Origin of the sequence: Lysinibacillus xylanilyticus (assembly GCF_001183605.1) — a bacterium.
Taxonomy (GTDB): Bacteria; Bacillota; Bacilli; order Bacillales_A; family Planococcaceae; genus Lysinibacillus; species Lysinibacillus xylanilyticus.
Genome location: NZ_LFXJ01000005.1, coordinates 447179 through 465134, shown reverse-complemented (window position 1 = coordinate 465134; position 17956 = coordinate 447179). Strand labels below are relative to the sequence as shown.

8 protein-coding genes and 1 pseudogene are annotated in these 17956 nt (G+C 35.7%); all 9 read right to left on the bottom strand.

All coding sequences use genetic code 11. The features are described from left to right. Positions 1 to 168: 168 nt before the first annotated feature. The gene (locus ACZ11_RS05225; RefSeq protein ID WP_049664289.1) at positions 169 to 9261 is read right to left on the bottom strand and encodes a non-ribosomal peptide synthetase; all 9093 of its coding nucleotides are present in this window, start codon (positions 9259 to 9261) and stop codon (positions 169 to 171) included. A gap of 29 nt (positions 9262 to 9290) precedes the next feature. Beyond that, complete coding sequence (locus ACZ11_RS05220; RefSeq protein ID WP_049664287.1) at positions 9291 to 10328, bottom strand: condensation domain-containing protein; 1038 nt, start codon at positions 10326 to 10328, stop codon at positions 9291 to 9293. Positions 10329 to 10458: 130 nt separating this feature from the next. Beyond that, positions 10459 to 11442 (bottom strand): phosphopantetheine-binding protein, encoded by a 984-nt coding sequence (locus ACZ11_RS05215; protein ID WP_082172679.1) that lies wholly within the window; start codon positions 11440 to 11442, stop codon positions 10459 to 10461. Continuing rightward, positions 11402 to 11830: pseudogene (locus ACZ11_RS27360) on the bottom strand (AMP-binding protein). Before ACZ11_RS27360 ends, ACZ11_RS05215 begins: the two are co-directional and overlap by 41 nt. Before the next feature lie 257 nt (positions 11831 to 12087). Beyond that, entirely contained in the window at positions 12088 to 14580 is a 2493-nt protein-coding gene (locus ACZ11_RS05200; RefSeq protein ID WP_049664282.1) for an ABC transporter permease, read from the bottom strand. Positions 14581 to 14606: 26 nt separating this feature from the next. Continuing rightward, entirely contained in the window at positions 14607 to 15302 is a 696-nt protein-coding gene (locus tag ACZ11_RS05195; RefSeq protein ID WP_049664280.1) for an ABC transporter ATP-binding protein, read from the bottom strand. Beyond that, positions 15303 to 16586, bottom strand: a complete 1284-nt coding sequence (fabD, locus tag ACZ11_RS05190) for an ACP S-malonyltransferase (protein WP_049664279.1) — start codon at positions 16584 to 16586, stop codon at positions 15303 to 15305. Positions 16587 to 16620: 34 nt separating this feature from the next. Next, a complete protein-coding gene (locus tag ACZ11_RS05185) occupies positions 16621 to 17661 on the bottom strand; it encodes an HAD-IIIC family phosphatase (protein WP_049664277.1) in 1041 nt (346 codons plus the stop codon). 36 nt (positions 17662 to 17697) lie between these two features. Next, a complete protein-coding gene (locus ACZ11_RS05180; protein WP_201778498.1) occupies positions 17698 to 17943 on the bottom strand; it encodes an acyl carrier protein in 246 nt (81 codons plus the stop codon). Positions 17944 to 17956 lie beyond the last annotated feature (13 nt).

The following is a 17956-nucleotide window of genomic DNA, read 5'->3' as shown; positions in this document are numbered from 1 at the left end:
GTCAATAATTAGAATGTAGTTTAAGCATCTATTATAGTTAGTTTATAGGCTTTTATGTTGAAAATTAAACGCTAATATAAAACTAGTCAGTATCCATTACTTTATTCAACAAGTTGCACTTTTTCCATTTGTATCTATTTCTGTTGCAGCACTATTTAAATAGTAAAATTAATTTACTGGTAATTTATTCTTGGAGTGTTTTAACATTTTCTGCATAAGTTCCTGATTCATTTGTGACCACTCAAACCCTAATCGCTCTAAAATCATTCGAGTTTTAGCCGATGTCAATCTAAAATATGTGTATTCTTCACTAAGCTCTAGAAGTCCCATATACATCAATATTTGATTGACATTTGGATCTTCTTTATTCTCAATCGAATATGAAAAAAATTCCTCCAATTCCCATAATTGAATATAATAACCTAATGCTTTTAGCAAGTAATGTATATCCTCCACAGTAAGTGTTTCCCAATTATAAATATGATAATTTTCATTGAGTAGCACTTCTCTATCAAAAAGGAGAATAATAGATTGACTTACTTCATTCACATAAGAGAAGTCAGTAATATAACTTTTCGAATTCGGTAAAATACCAGATTTAATGATTAAATTTAAAATATTGTAGAATCTACTGTCTTCAATATTTTCTTGAAACTTCCCTGTACTAGAATTAAATACAATATTTCCTATTCTAAATATATTTGCTTTCAATCCCTTTTGTCTTGCTTGTACAACTAATTGCTCCGCTTCTCTTTTGGTCATGACATAATGACTGTCAATAGTCTGTTGAACATCATAATCAAACTCCGTAAATAGTACATGATTATGACCTTTAACTATACCAGAGGCTACGCTTATTGTTGAAATATGGTTAAAATCTTTCATCTTATTATTGAATGCGAACTGGATTAAACGATCTGTACCTAAGACATTGATGTCGTAAAAGTCACTATATTCTCCGTAGTGTTTAACATTAGCAGCCGAATTTATAATACAGTCGATGTCATTGGACAATTTTTCATATAACTCTTCGTTTAGTCCTAGATATGGTTTTGTTATATCCCCTATGAAAATAGAAATTCGATGCTTATGTTTAGGATAAAAATCTTCTCCGAAATAAAACAGAAGTTTGTTTGTAATTCTAGAAATACCATGCTCACTATTTTTACCTCTTACGATAATACTCACATGGTAATCTGTAGTCTCCATTAGCTGTTGTAGGAGATAAACGCCTAAATATCCAGTACTACCAGTTAAAAGAACATTTTTGTAATTACGTTTCACTCTATAATCCAACGCATTATAATCCTCAACTTCTCGTTCATAATGGTCTAATTTCTCTTTTATTTCCCGATTTAATGGTTCTTGATTGAGGCGAATAAATGTCTTCTCGTTCATAATGGCTTGATTAACTTTATCCTTTAGGCTATCTCTCTTAACCTCAATGAATTTGGCCAAATTAGCAATCGTTCTATGTTCAAATAAATCGTTTATTCTTAAATCATAGTCTATTGACAAAATCGACATAACTTGCATAGCTTTAATCGAAGTTCCACCTAATTCAAAGAAATCATCTTTGATTCCAATTTGTTCAATATCTAGTGCTGTTTTCCAAACTCGAACCAAGTCAAATTCAATTTTAGTTCGTGGTTCAACAATTCCCGTTCGAGCATTCATGACCTCTATTGGGCTAGACAACTTCTTTCGATCCACTTTCCCATTTATCGATAAAGGCAATCGATCCATTTTAATGAAATACGAAGGTACCATATAATCTGGGAGGAATTGGTTCAAGTGCGCCCTTAATCCTTGACTATCCAATGTTTCATCGTTAGTAACATAGTAGGCACAGATGATTGAGTTATTCTGAGAATCCTTTTGAGCCATAACAACAACCTCTTCCAATTGTTTCAATCGCAATAAGGTAGTCTCAATTTCCCCCAATTCAATACGATACCCTCTAATTTTCACTTGATCGTCAATACGTCCCAAATACTCTATTGAACCATCTGGTAGCCACCTTGCCAAATCCCCTGTCTTATATATCCTTTCTCCTTTTTCATACGGATGATCTACATACTTCTCTTTTGTTAAATCGCTTCGATTAAGATACCCTCGGGTTAATCCTACTCCAGATACACATAGTTCTCCTACCACACCAATTGGAACACTGTGATGATGATTATCCAAGATATAAATTTTGTGATTTCTTATGGGGAAACCAATGGATACTATTAATTCGTTAGTAAAATCCTTTGGACATTTCCAAATCGATGAACAGATAGAATCTTCAGTAGGGCCATATGCATTGTAATACTCTACTTTGTCTTTCCACCTTAGAATGATATCATGTGTCATCGAAGATCCAGCTGTGAGAAGTTTTCTTAAGTGTAAGAACTTTTCAGGATTCAGGTGGTTCACATAAGTAGGAGGTAACGTAGCTACCGTGATTTTATTACTATTCATAAATTGCTCAAATTTATGATTGTCCAATATATCGCTTTTCTCTGGAATATACAGAGAAGCTCCACAAAAAAAGGCCATTAAAATTTCAAAAGCGGATGCATCAAATGATAAACTAGAAAATTGCAAAATCCGATCGTCCTTATCAATCTGTAAATCGTATAAGAAAACTTTCTTCAAATTACAAAGACCATGGTGTTCAACCATCACCCCTTTAGGTTGACCTGTCGTTCCAGAAGTATAGATTAAATAAGCTAATTGGTTTGATTTAATATCTTGATTAGTATCTAATTCAGACCCTGTATATGATTGTTGATCATCTAGCATCATTAAATCTGGATTAGTATTAGTATTCTTATTAGAATCTAGTAAGGAGTTAATCTGATCGTGATATTTATTTATAGATAAAATTACTTTTGGATTACTGTCTTCTAGCATGAACTTAATTCTTTCTCCTGGGTAATCAGGGTCTATTGGTACATAAGCTCCTCCAGCTTTTAATATTGCAAGTATTCCGACAACCACTTCGATAGATCGGTCGGTGAACAGTGCTACTGTATTTTCGTTCGAAACACCTTTCATACGCAATGTATTAGCCAATTGATTTGCCTTCCTATTCAGCTCATCATAAGTCATAACACCATGCTTTGACACGAGAGCAACATGATTTGGAGTTTGTTTGACCTGCTCCTCAAATAAGTGATGGATTGTATCCCCATTCTCCACTTCAACAAAACTGTTGTTGAATTCATATAGAATTTTCTCACTTTCTTGTGCAGTTAAAATATCAATCTCTTTTATTATGATATGAGGACGGTCTATTACTGTATTTATCACTTGTTTAAGATGCTCTTCCACTCTATCAATTGTTTCTTGATCGTATATGGTTGGATTGTAATTAAGCTTTATTAGCAATTGCTCTCCCGGAATGACCCTCATATCAAAATCATAATTAGTGTGTTCAAAAACATCGACCTTGTTAATTATCAGTTCCGATGCCCTAAGCAATCCTTCCTCTACTTCGCTTTGAATCGGATAGTTTTCAAATACCATAACATGATCCAGTAAATTACTTCCTAGCTCACTCTTACTTTGAATATCACTTAGCGGATAATCGTCATAACGCTTCGATTCCATAGCTCCTTGCTGAACATCATGCAATAACTCTTGGAAAGTTTTATTCCCACTGCCCTTAATACGTACCGGGATAGTATTTATGAATAAGCCAACCCTCTCTTCAATTCCTTTAATTTCTGGTGGTCTCCCAGAGACGACAGCTCCAAACACGACATCATCCGTGTTATTATACCTTTGTAATAGTAATCCCCAAATACTTTGGATCACAATATTTAGTGTAACTTGGTTGGATTCAGCCAATTGACGCAATCGGTCGGTCATCCCTCTATCTAAGACAATCATTTCCTCTACTCGATTATAAGGAACATTGTTTTCTTTACTGACGATAGACTTTGGTAAGCTGCTCTGTTGGTCATAACCAGCTAAATAATTTCCCCAATATCCTCCTGATATTTCCTTATCTCGCTCTTCGAGCCACTGCAAATAACGACTATACGGTTCGACTTTAGAAAGTCTAGCTTTCCTACCTTCTTTTAGTGCCTGATACATTTCCAACATTTCCTTAACCACAATACTGATGCACCAGCCATCCATCAATATGTGATGGAAACTCCACAAAATCACATACTGCTCTTCTGCTAACTTACAGACTCGTACCCGAATCGGAACTTCTTTCGTCAAATCAAACCCTTGTCGGCGATCTACTTGCTTGAACCATTCAACTGCTTCCTCTCTATTGGCCAAATGGCTGAGATCCTCCACTTGGATCTTATCTTTTCTACTTGTCATGACAACTTGTCTTGGATGTTTCAAACCTTCGTATACAAATTTAGTACGAAATACATCATATCGCTCGATGAGAGCGATATAGCTCCTTTCTAGGAACGCAATATCTAGTGCTCCCTCCATCCAAAATGCAAATTGCTCGAAGTACGCTTTCGATTGACTATCTAATAACGTATGGTATAACATACCTTCTTGCATCGGTGTGAGACGGTAAATACTTTCGTATTCTCCTTCTACGTTTGCTTGAATACTGGTCAATTCTTCCAAACCAAGCGAAGGATCACCATAGTCAGATGGTGTTTTTTCCGTTTCCTCTTTCTGTATACAGTGTTCAATTAAGTCTTCCAAACAGGTGATAAAACGATCTCTCCATGCCTTTATCGTGCTCTCATGATAAGCGTCACTGTTATATCGTATCTCGAAACTTAACTTTCCTTGTCTCATCATGCCTTCAAACGCAATATTGTACCAAGTTTCCGCATCGGGACTAATCACTTCTCCCGTCGATAGATTGGAAATTTGGAACACATCTGTCTGAATCTCGTGATCAAACTGTCCAAGGTAGTTGAACATAATCTCAGGTTTTGGATAATCTTGTTGCGCTTGGTATCTTAAAATCCCATATCCAATCCCCTTATGGGGAATCGATCTCAATCTTTCCTTCGTCTCTTTTAAGTACTGTCCTAAATCCTTTGTACTACTAACATCCATTACGACAGGAAATAGGGATGTAAACCACCCAACGGACCGTTGAAGATTCACTCCTTGGATAATGTCTTCTCGACCATGGCCCTCCATATGGAGTACCATTTCCCTTGATTCAGACCACCCATACAAACTCAAACCGAGTGCAGCGATAAGCAAGTCATTGATTTCGGTCTGATAAGCCCTTGGTACTTCCTTAATCGCTTTATTGCTCAACTCTTGACTTAGTGCAAAATCAATCGTTCGATAGGATTTCATCCGTCTTTTATCTGTTTGGTTATCCTTAGGTAATGGCTGGTAATCTACTGCATCTATCTCATCCCAGTAGGCAACTTCTTTCTTCAACTTGTAGCTTTTTCTGTATTCAGTAAGTGCCTGCGTCCAGGTTGCATAGGAAGTAGTTTTAGCCGGTAATTGAATCGCTTCTCCTTTAAGCGCCTGTGAATATCCTGTTGTAAAATCTTCAAGCAGAACACGCCACGAAACTCCATCAATAAGCAAATGATGCACGATAATCAACAAATGATCTCCGTCTTTTGTATGGAACAATCCTAAACGTATTAACGGCCCATCGTTTATATTTAGGCTTGCCTGCATTCGCCTTGCTTCTCTCTCGATACTGGAACCGATATCGGTTTCATGAATTTCAAGCTCCTCTAACTCGTACACGCGCTGTCCAAGTGCTTGTATTTCTTGCGTTATTTTTCCTTCTTCCATGTGATAAATAGCTCTTAACATATCGTGCTGATTCGTAATATGATCAAACATGTGAGTCAGTGAACGAACATCAAACCCGTCGGGTTTGTACAACATGACTGACTGATTGAAGTGGTTCCAATTCAGCTGTTGCTTAAAAAACCAAGATTGAATTGGTGTTAACTCAACCTCTCCTACGACAGTTTTGCCTTCATCCGTTTCATTGCTTACGGTAACATAGTGCTCTAACTCTTGAATCACGGAATACTTGAAAAGATCTTTCATTTCCAAGTGATAACCTGCTTGTTTCAAACTAGATAAGATTTGTAGGGCCTTAATGGAATCTCCACCGAGCGAGAAAAAGTTATCCTGAATTCCTATCTGTCCAGTATGAAGTACCTTTTCCCATATATTCACCAATAAGTTTTGTATAGGCGTTTCAGGTGGAATGTACACAGCACCTGTCTTGATATTGCTACCGGGCTGTGGCAAACTCTTCCGGTCAATCTTCCCATTCGGGGATAAAGGAATCTCGTCAAGAATAACAAAGTGGGAAGGAATCATATAATCCGGAAGCATGTCCTCCAAGTAGGCTCTGAGTTGATCAACTGTTGGTTCATCCTCCGCTGTCAAGTAGGCACATAAGTAAGGCAAGTCCTGTTCATCCTGTCTTGCGACAACGACCGTTTCTTGGATACCCGGATAATCTAACAACGCTGTTTCAATTTCCCCCAATTCAATACGATACCCTCTAATTTTCACTTGATCGTCAATGCGTCCCAAATACTCTATTGAACCATCTGGTAGCCACCTTGCCAAATCCCCTGTCTTATATATCCTTTCTCCTTTTTCATACGGATGATCTACATACTTCTCTTTTGTTAAATCTCTTCGATTAAGATACCCTCGGGTTAATCCTACTCCAGATACACATAGTTCTCCTACCACACCAATTGGAACACTGTGATGATGATTATCCAAGATATAAATTTTGTGATTTCTTATGGGGAAACCAATGGATACTATTAATTCGTTAGTAAAATCCTTTGGACATTTCCAAATCGATGAACAGATAGAATCTTCAGTAGGGCCATATGCATTGTAATACTCTACTTTGTCTTTCCACCTTAGAATGATATCATGTGTCATCGAAGATCCAGCTGTGAGAAGTTTTCTTAAGTGTAAGAACTTTTCAGGATTCAGGTGGTTCACATAAGTAGGAGGTAAAATAGCTACCGTGATTTTATTACTATTCATAAATTGCTCAAATTTATGATTGTCCAATATATCGCTTTTCTCTGGAATATACAGAGAAGCTCCACAAAAAAAGGCCATTAAAATTTCAAAAGCGGATGCATCAAATGATAAACTAGAAAATTGCAAAATCCGATCGTCCTTATCAATCTGTAAATCGTATAAGAAAACTTTCTTAAAATTACAAGGACCATGGTGTTCAACCATCACCCCTTTAGGTTGACCTGTCGTTCCAGAAGTATAGATTAAATAAGCTAATTGGTTTGATTTAATATCTTGATTAGTATCTAATTCAGACCCTGTATATGATTGTTGATCATCTAGCATCATTAAATCTGGATTAGTATTAGTATTCTTATTAGAATCTAGTAAGGAGTTAATCTGATCGTGATATTTATTTATAGATAAAATTACTTTTGGATTACTGTCTTCTAGCATGAACTTAATTCTTTCTCCTGGGTAATCAGGGTCTATTGGTACATAAGCTCCTCCAGCTTTTAATATTGCAAGTATTCCGACAACCACTTCGATAGATCGGTCGGTGAACAGTGCTACTGTATTTTCGTTCGAAACACCTTTCATACGCAATGTATTAGCCAATTGATTTGCCTTCCTATTCAGCTCATCATAAGTCATAACACCATGCTTTGACACGAGAGCAACATGATTTGGAGTTTGTTTGACCTGCTCCTCAAATAAGTGATGGATTGTATCCCCATTCTCCACTTCAAAACTGTTGTTGAATTCATATAGAATTTTCTCACTTTCTTGTGCAGTTAAAATATCAATCTCTTTTATTATGATATGAGGACGGTCTATTACTGTATTTATCACTTGTTTAAGATGCTCTTCCACTCTATCAATTGTTTCTTGATCGTATATGGTTGGATTGTAATTAAGCTTTATTAGCAATTGCTCTCCCGGAATGACCCTCATATCAAAATCATAATTAGTGTGTTCAAAAACATCGACCTTGTTAATTATCAGTTCCGATGCCCTAAGCAATCCTTCCTCTACTTCGCTTTGAATCGGATAGTTTTCAAATACCATAACATGATCCAGTAAATTACTTCCTAGCTCACTCTTACTTTGAATATCACTTAGCGGATAATCGTCATAACGCTTCGATTCCATAGCTCCTTGCTGAACATCATGCAATAACTCTTGGAAAGTTTTATTCCCACTGCCCTTAATACGTACCGGGATAGTATTTATGAATAAGCCAACCCTCTCTTCAATTCCTTTAATTTCTGGTGGTCTCCCAGAGACGACAGCTCCAAACACGACATCATCCGTGTTATTATACCTTTGTAATAGTAATCCCCAAATACTTTGGATCACAATATTTAGTGTAACTTGGTTGGATTCAGCCAATTGACGCAATCGGTCGGTCATCCCTCTATCTAAGACAATCATTTCCTCTACTCGATTATAAGGAACATTGTTTTCTTTACTGACGATAGACTTTGGTAAGCTGCTCTGTTGGTCATAACCAGCTAAATAATTTTTCCAATATCCTCCTGATATTTCCTTATCTCGCTCCTGCCTTTCGGCAGCCGAAAGCATGTCGAATTGTTTCAATAGAATAGAGGGATTATTCGTAACAACTTCCAATATATTGACAAAATGCCCTACTAAGCGCTGTATCATGGATGAGGTATAGGTGTTTCGATTATATGATAAAGTAAGTATAAAGGCTTCGTCATTCTCTTTTTCAATGGAGAAGACAATATCTGCGTCCACAGGTGCTTGTCCATGAAGTGCGTCCATGACTGCGGCAACACCAAAGCGAGGCTTCGGAGACAATGAACTATCTCCTAGCTCCGCAATAGTTGTAATGTCTATATAGCCGTATGTTTGCGATTCTTCAATTGTTTTTTTGACCTTTATCAGATTAACTTTAAAGGATTCATTAGGATCGATCTCCGTCCTAAGAGCTAGCATGGACTGGCCCTCTCTCGATGCCCCTTTACTACTAGGCATGCCAACAACGATGTCTTGGTACCCCGTATATTTCCAAAATAGTGTTTTCAAACAAGACACCATGATCATATAAATACCAAGATTTGATCCTCCGGCCATCCGGGTCATACGACTTCTGACATCTTCAGATAGATAAATTACTTGAGTATCAGTTACCCATTCCTGATCCGGACTCTGTTTACAATCTGACGGAAAACGACTGAAATCAGTCAACCCTTCCAGCTTATTTAACCAATAGCGCTTTCCTTCTTCGTACTTACCACTGGCCATCCTCATTTGCTCTAAATATATGTCCATATTCTCCAACCTCCTTTTATAATTACAGTTTAGGTATCAACATTGTAAATAAGTTCATCAAAAGTCATTGTCATAAAATATGCTTTGTACGTTTCAGCCAATTTCGATATTGTTTTCCTATGAAATTCTTGTTCATTATAATTGAATTCAATCACAAGCCTTCCTTCATTTAAATATGCATTGATTTGAATCGGATAAATAGTAATATCTTCGAAAAAACTTTTTACCTTTGAACTAACTTGTAAAACTGATATTCCATCCAAATTCACTGTCTGTTCGATTAACCCTAAATAGTTAAAATGAATTTCCGGCATACTCTTTACGGTACATTCTGTATGTTCTTTTAAGTCAGAAATATATTTGAGCATTCCATATCCAACACCATTATTTGGCACCGATTCTAACGTTTGACTAACTTTTTTTAGAGTATCAAATTCATCAATCAAATGATCAATTTCGAATAAAACTGGGTATTGTGTGGAGAACCATCCCACTGAACGCTTAATATCAATATCAGAATTTATCTGACGTCCATGACCCTCTAAATTAATAAGAACCCTTTGAAAACCTGTCCATCTGTTTATCGAGAATACAAGTGCAGAGACTTGAAGGGTTTTTATATCCACTGATTGCTGGGTTGTTTTAAAAATTAAATGTGAAGTTTCCTGTTCGTTAAAAACTAACCTTTCTATACCAAGACTTGCCGCTTTGTTAGGGATGATGTTTCTATCCCTAGGAAGTTTCTTTATCTCAGCATTTACTTGGGAACGCCAATATTCTAACTCTTGCAAGATTTCAGGGCTGAAAGCATAGTTTTCAATTCTCTGTTGCCAATTCAAAATCGAATCGGTTTTCATAGGTAGATTGATTTCATGACCAATGCTATAAGATTTGTACAACATAGTGTACTCATCAATAAGTATTTCGAAAGAGTAGTGGTCCGCTACCAAACGATGCACTGTAATTACTAGCTGCTCTCCCTCAGGTAATTTAAATAGTTTTAACCTAACCAATGGCCCTTTACTTAAATCTATGTCCTGTTGCATTTGTTCTATTTGTTGGACCATATGTGTTTCAATATCACCTACACCGACAAATCTACTTCCTCAAACAGAAAAAGTTCATTGGCACAATCTCTAATAAACTGATGAACTTTACCGTTTTGGAATGTAAAGACCGCTCTTAACGCATCGTGTTTTAGGATAAGTTGTTCCACTGAATGTTTAATTGCTCTCGATTAAACCCTTCTTTACTCAACAACAATATAATATGATTAAACTTGTTCATCTCAATAAACTGTTTTCCAAAAAACCAACACTGACTTGGAGTTAACCTAATTTCTCCAACCACCGTCTCCTTGTCCTCTTCAGTTAAATGATAGTTTTCAATAAAATTTGATACTTCCCTAAATGTTGGGTACATATATAAGAACTTAGGATCAAGTTTCATATGGTGTGTTTGTAATTTTGCTATTATCAAAAGGGCACTTATTGAATCTCCAGCTAAATCAAAAAAGTTATCATGAACCCCGATTCGGTCTAGATTTAATACTTCTTCCCAAACCTGTACAAGTATTTTTTCCTTTTCTGATTCTGGGGCGACGTACTCTTTCGTTTCCGCATCCGAATATATCTGTACAAGTAAATCTCTATCCACCTTTCCATTAACATTTAATGGAATCTCATCTACAGGTATAAAGTGTGTTGGAATCATGTACGCTGGCAGTTTCATAGATAGGTAGAATCTAAAAACATTGACAGGTATTTTCCTGTTAGAAACATAGTAAGCATAAAGCACATTCTTATTAGGTGGTTTTTTCGTGACCGCAACAACTACATTACTAATGCCGTTAATTTCTAAGATGTATTTTTCTATTTCAGTTAATTCTACTCGATACCCATTTATCTTTACCTGTTGGTCTCTCCTGCCTAAAAACTCTATATATCCCTCCTTACGCATAACTCCCCAATCACCGGTTTTATAAATCCGCCCTAATTGTGAATGTTCAAAAAATGATTGATCTGTTAACGTAGGTTTATTCCAATATCCAAGAGCTAAACCTTTTCCACCAATATATATTTCTCCCTCCACATTAATTGGACAAATTTCTTGTTTGTAATTTAAAACGTAACAATACTGATTAGCAAGAGAATATCCATATAGAATACTTGTCCAATCCACCTAAGTTAACAATATTGGCGAGCGGGAATCGTTGTTTAATCTTCTTAGGTAGTTTGATAGGTATCCAATCTCCACTTAGTAATACTAGTTTGATGCTTGCATTGAAATTTGATAAATATTGAGTTGCAGATAGGAACAAATCCATTAGAGCTGGAACCGAATTCCAGACGGTAACCTGATGCTGTTATATTGTCTCGATTAATGCTCGACTATTTTTAGGATCCTCACTTAAAACTAAAGCTGCTCCAACTTGAAAAGCGCCAAATATGTCGAACACCGATAAATCAAAGCATAGTGAGGATAGTAGCAGCATACGGTCGTTAGAATTGATACCAAACCTCTGATTAACATCTAAAATTGTATTACTTACAGCTTCATGAGTAATCACTACTCCCTTTGGCTTCCCTGTACTACGGCCATCCGGGTCATACGACTTCTAACATCTTTAGATAGATAAATTACTTGAGTATCAGTTACCCATCCCTGATCCGGACTATATATACAATCTGATGGAAAGCGACTGAAATCAGTCAACCCTTCCAGCTTATTCAACCAATAGCGCTTTCCTCCTTCGTACTTACTACTGGCCATCCTCATTTGCACTGAATGTTTATTCATGACAAACCTCCAATGATTATGCGATTATTATTCTGTTTTTATTACTTCCACAACACTTATCTTGGAAGCTTTTAATGCCGGGCTAATCGAAGTAATTACGGTGACTGCAATAGCTGCTAAGAATGAAACTAACATGATATTTGTAGAGAAATGGATAACAACACGTTGGTCTATTGCCTGTAAAATATGCGGGACAATATTAATCAATAGCAATCCTCCGATTATTCCGACAATTCCACCGATCATTCCCACAAACAATGATTCTACAAATGTTATTTTCACAAATTGCCCTTTACTCATTCCAACTGAACGAAGTATCGCAGTGGACCTTCTTCTTTGAATGAAGCTAATCACTAAGTTGTTAATAATACTTAATCCACCAATCAAAAGCGATAATACAGAGAAACTTTTTAAAATGGTAAATTGTTGCTCACTATTTTTCATATCGTTGCTTGCAGCTTCCTTCATGGTCATCGTCCATACATTATCATCAACATACTTTTCATTTAGCTTTTTCTGAAGCTCATAGGAATCCATATCACTTTTGATGTAAAATATGGAGTAAAAGCTATCATCGTTTCCTTCTATAAGATTTTTTTCCGAAACCACACCATAGTTTGCACTATTTCTTGAAGTATTCATAAAACCAATGACCCTATAATCTTGTTCAACATCTTTAATTTTCAACGAAATCGAGTCTCCAACTTCTACACCTAATTGATTTTTTTTCAACAGACTCAAAATAATATTGTGTCCTTCGTCTAACTCTTCTATCAGTGCTTTACTATCTCCCTCTATGTCAAAATTCCAGAATTCCATAAATTGATCTTTATCCGCACTCTCTATTAAACCGATATAAGAATTCTTATCAACAACGGCAACATTTTCCTTATAATAAACACCGTAAACATCTGCCACACCTTCTACTTCTTTTACAGATTGAAGGAACTCTTCGTCCATATTTGTAGCTGTCATCATTACATCGTACTTCGGTGTTCTATCATAATAATTATTTAGCTCTAATACTACACCATAACCAATTATATTGATCATTAAAATTGTAGCTATTGCAATACTTAGAATAGAAATATTTGTAATAACATTTTTGTCCTGCCTTAGATTTTTTAGTGCTAGTTGTCCCTCATTGCCAAAGATATGGCTAAAAGGTCTACTAAATAGTTTGACAGACCATCGCATGATAACCGGAATTAAAAAGATTATCCCAACAATTAATAAAATTGCACTAATAATACCAAGAGGTAAAGCAACAGTTCGACTTAATAAAGGCGGAGCAATCAGAGCAAATAAAACAAATAATACTCCAACAAAAGGTACAATTTTACTAGACTGTTGCGTAGAATTATCCCAATTATTAAGAATAATATCTTTTACTGAAATTTTTGAAACTTTTAATATTGGTATGATGGAACTTAAAATACAAAGAATTAGTGCTAGCAAAAAGGTGAAAAGAAGCTTTAACGGTTGAATCGCAAGGAGGATATTAGTACTCACTTCTGATTCAGCCAACACCATTGACATCGCAAATAAAATTCCTACACCAAGCACACATCCTAATACACCTGAAATAAGTCCATAAAAAACACTTTCTAATAACAGTATTAAATTTGTCATTTTTCTTGTTGCACCAAGACTGCGAAATGTTCCCATTACAGTAAGTCGTTCCATTGTGATCGCTTTAAATGAAGAGTAAATAATAAACATACTTATTATTGAAACAACAATAGTCATTAATAAAAATGTAACTGCAATCCCACTGACTTGTTGTTCAATCGCTTCATCTGAAATAGATTCTTCCACTATGTAGTCTTTATAGGACTCTGATAATGTACTGATCATAGAAGAAAGATTTTCTTTATCCTTTACTTTTAGGAAAACAACGTTTGGGTGTTCTAAATTAAGTAGTTCACCTAAATGCTCTTTTGGTACAACCGCAAAGGGATTTAATCCTTCTCCTCTAAATAACCCTACCTTTTCAGCAATCCCCGATACGAGAAATGTATAATGTTCACTCCCTATTTTAATCTCCATCGTATCGCCTAATGCTAAATTCATTTTTTCGGATACGTCTCGATTGATTATTATTTTATTACCAACAAATGGATGGAGTTCTTTTTCTTCGATGATTTTTAACGTATTCATTGTTTCTAGTTCATCTAATGTATAGCCCATAACGTTAAAATTGACTATCTCGTTGTCATTGTGCTTAAATTGCCCACTACTTTCAATTGCTGTGATTGAATACTCTAAATCATGCTCATGTACTTCAATATCCTCTACTGTAATATAATTATTTGGTGAGCTGTCTGTTGGTTTCATTGTGATATCTGAAGTACCTGCATATTGCTTCATTCGTTCCATAGAAATGTTTATCATAACATCCGAGATACTAGTAGAAGCAAAAAACAATGATGTCGAAATCATAATCGAGAAGATCACAATAAAAGAGCGTAGTTTCTTCTCTAACAAATTTCGACTGATATATTTAAAAATAGTCGACAATATTTCCACCCACTTTTACAGTATAGTTAGGATAATGAATGGCTTAATGAGTTATCAATTTGACCATCTTTTACATATACCAGTCTTTGTCCAAACTCAGCAGCCTCTTTAGAATGTGTGACTTGTACAATCGTCTTTCCTTTTTCTTCATTAATTCTTTTTAACAGATTCATAACTTCCATACCTGTCTTACTATCTAAATTCCCAATTGGTTCGTCTGCGAGAATAATAGCTGGATCATTGATTAGAGCCCTCGCAATAGCGACTCTTTGCTGCTGTCCACCCGATAATTGGCGTGGTGTATTTCCCCGTTTTTCAGAAAGCCCAACAATATTTAGAATTTCATCAAGTTCCTCTTTGTAATGTTTCACGTTCTTCCCATCTAATGAGATGGGAAGAACAATATTTTCTTCAACAGTGAAATTAGGAATTAAATTGTAAAATTGAAACACGAATCCTATATCTCTTCGTCGCAATATACTTTCAGCCTTATCCGACATCTCGGAAGTATCATTACCGTTTACTTTGATTTTTCCTGAAGTAGGTTTATCTAAACTACCTAACAAATAGAGGAGTGTACTTTTCCCTGAACCTGAAGGCCCCATAATAGAGACAAATTCCCCTTTATTTATTTCTAAATTTATATTTTTCAACACATCTGTCTTTACCTCGCCAGTATTAAAGGACTTGCAAACTTGTATGGCCTCGATTATTTTGGTCAATTATGTCACCTTCTCAAATTTGTTTTCTTGGAGTATATCAAAATCTTTAAATTCATAATACGTTGCAGTTTCCTCGAAAATATGGTGGAACCACTCGATTTGTTCTTGGACTGGAACCTTTTTTGTTTGAAGCACGGTCCGTAACATTTCAAGTGCTTCTATCATCTGCTCTTTAGTAGGCAGTGCTCCTTGCTCATCCAATTCCTCTTGCATTTTTTGAATATTAGCGTAAGGTTCAACGACATTTTTTCTATACTCTTCATTATCCCAATTTTTGTTAGGTGTTGATACAGCTACCGCCAAACATTTGGTTATAACGGTAGGGACATGCTTTTTAAGCATTTCGTTTTGATTAAGTCGGTCAAATAAGATATTTCTATCCTCCCTCTGTCCAAAACAAAATGCATCTATTTCAGGAGTATTACCTTTAACTAGATTACAAAGAACATTTTTAGGTCCCATCTCTATTGCTAGAGTTACACCATACTTTTTCAAAAATTGCATCGTCTTCTGCCATTTAACTGGCTTAACCATTTGAACAGCCAATTTATCTGCTATAGTCCCATAATCCCCGAATGGCAAAGCAGTTGGATTAGAAATTACTGCATTTCGAAAAGGGAAGAAAGTGATTTGATCCAAATATCCCTTCAATTTTTCCGCTGTATCTTGCATTAACGGGCTATGAAATGGAGCGTTCCTAAATAATGGGGTGACATTTCCATCCATTTCAAGTACCTTTTCTTCAAGTAACTCAACCGCTTCTTTGTGACCTGCAACAGCAACCTGAAGGGGCGAATTATAACAGTTAATGGAAACGAATTGTTGCTCGGTTGAGATTTTCTTGCACTCTTCTTCAACAAGCTTGGAGTCTATTCCGTCAATGATAGTCATAGCCCCGATATCACTTTCCATAATCTGTTTGGTTAATAGACCCCTTTCTCTTACGATTTTTACAGCATCCGAAAAACGTATAGCCCCTGAGCAAGTTAAAGCAGCATACTCTCCAAGACTATGCCCTGCATAAAAATGTGGTGCAATGCCAATTTCCTTCATATATACTCTGTATGCTGCTACACTAACAGTTAGCAGTGCTGGCTGAATGTTCTCTGGCTTTGAGAGCTCACCTAATGATCCTTCAAAACATATTTTAGTAAGATCAAATCCCAGTACATCATTCGCTTCTTCAAATGTCTGTCTAGCAACCTCATATTCATCATAAAAAGTTTTACCCATTCCAACATATTGAGCACCTTGGCCTGTAAATAAAAATGCGATTTTTTCCATATTATTTACCTCGCTATTTCGTTATTATAAAAATCTATACGGTTTCTAGAGTTTTGATATGAACATATTCTGGGAAATCCTGAATATTAGATAAATTATGTTCAAAAACGACTTTATCTCCTTCTACGCTATATTCTGTAAATCCTGCAAATTTATATGTTGCATACATCATTTTATTTCTATCCGTTTTCACAAATTCAGCCATCAACTTAACATTATTCTCTTTAGCCAATTTCAAAATATAGTTAATTAACAGTGAACCAATACCTCTAGACATGACGCGGCAAGACATCAGGAGCAATTTAACTGTCCAAACATCCTCCACGCATTCCAACATCACCACACCAACTTTTCCATATGTTCCGTATTTATCATCTAGGCCTACAACAAATAACTTGTGCCTGTCTGAATGTCTCATTACATCTAGCTCTTCATAGGAGTAAGTATAGCCTGTTGTATTTAGTTGATGTGTTCTCACAGTCAGTTCCTCAACCCGTTGTAAATCATTTTCTTGCACAGGAGCAATAGTAACTTTCATATTTAGGGATGCAAGAAACTCTTCATGTGGCCCTGAAAAATTCTCTTCAATATTGTTTCGTTTAATATCATTCATATACATTTGTCTACGAATCTTGGAATCTTCTGTAATGAATTTCGGTTTAAGTTCGGGCATATCTAGTACCCCTTCAAGATTTAAAGCATCGATACAAAGTACCTCAGGATGAACAAAGTTCACTTCCTCCCTTTCAAAAGGTTGATCATCAACAAATACAAGCGTATCTATTCCAATATTTATAGACTTTGCAATGTTTTTGATAGATTCAGATTTTGGATTCCAATTAATTTGCGGATATAAAAAGTATTCTGAAATACCAAATTCTTCTAACTTACTCATCGCAAGGGAGGGTTCATTTTTACTTGCAATGGAATGAAGAATTCCTCTCTCGTCCAATTTCTTTATGATTTCTACAACATCCTGTTTTAACACTACATTCGAATCTTCAAGAATAACCCCATCCCACAATGTATTATCCAAATCCCATACAACACATTTTATTTTCTGTTCCTTTCCCATCTTTTCACACCCCTTTCCTATTAATAATTAATATTATCAATTATTAATAGCTACCTTTTTTCTTTCAACGAATTCAACAATTGCATTAATTGTTCTGAAGTTATTAAGGTCCATATCTTCAGGTTCAACAGTAATATCGAATTCCTTTTCTAAAAACATAATAAGTTGGGTTGCAAATAATGAATTAACAAAACCTAATGAAAAGATATCCTCATCTCTACCAAGTTCATATTTTCTAAAAAAACGTGTCAAAAATCCGCTTACCTTTTGTGCTATTTCCATAATAAATCCTCCT